The sequence below is a fragment of the Sedimentibacter sp. B4 genome (assembly GCF_000309315.1).
Classification (GTDB): Bacteria; Bacillota; Clostridia; order Tissierellales; family Sedimentibacteraceae; genus Sedimentibacter; species Sedimentibacter saalensis.
Genome location: NZ_CANG01000001.1, coordinates 1 through 289, shown reverse-complemented (window position 1 = coordinate 289; position 289 = coordinate 1). Strand labels below are relative to the sequence as shown.

General features: G+C 62.3%; 1 protein-coding gene. It reads right to left on the bottom strand.

Going from position 1 to position 289, the window contains the following annotated elements; genetic code table 11:
- The coding region (locus BN358_RS22695; protein ID WP_232233011.1) for a EutP/PduV family microcompartment system protein at nucleotides 1–204 on the bottom strand (204 nt) is incomplete at its 3' end.
- Nucleotides 205–289 lie beyond the last annotated feature (85 nt).

Below are 289 nucleotides of genomic sequence, written 5' to 3'. Positions count from 1 at the left end.
CCCGACCACGTCGGCCTCGTAGCTGTACAGCGCCAGCCCCCGAGCCAGCGTCTTGGTCTGGGCGTACTCGCCGGGGGTGTCGATGATCTTCGCGTGGTGATTGATGTACTGGGTCTTGTGATAGCGGATCTGTGTTCCCTGCATCGCCTGGGTCAGCGTGGTCTTGCCGCAGCCGACCCGGCCGACGAACATGATCTTGCGCATCGGCGTCAGGAGCGGGTGATCGGACAGATCGCGAACCCCAGTGTGTTCTGGGTGAAGTTGAGGATCTCCTTCAGTGCCGTCTCGA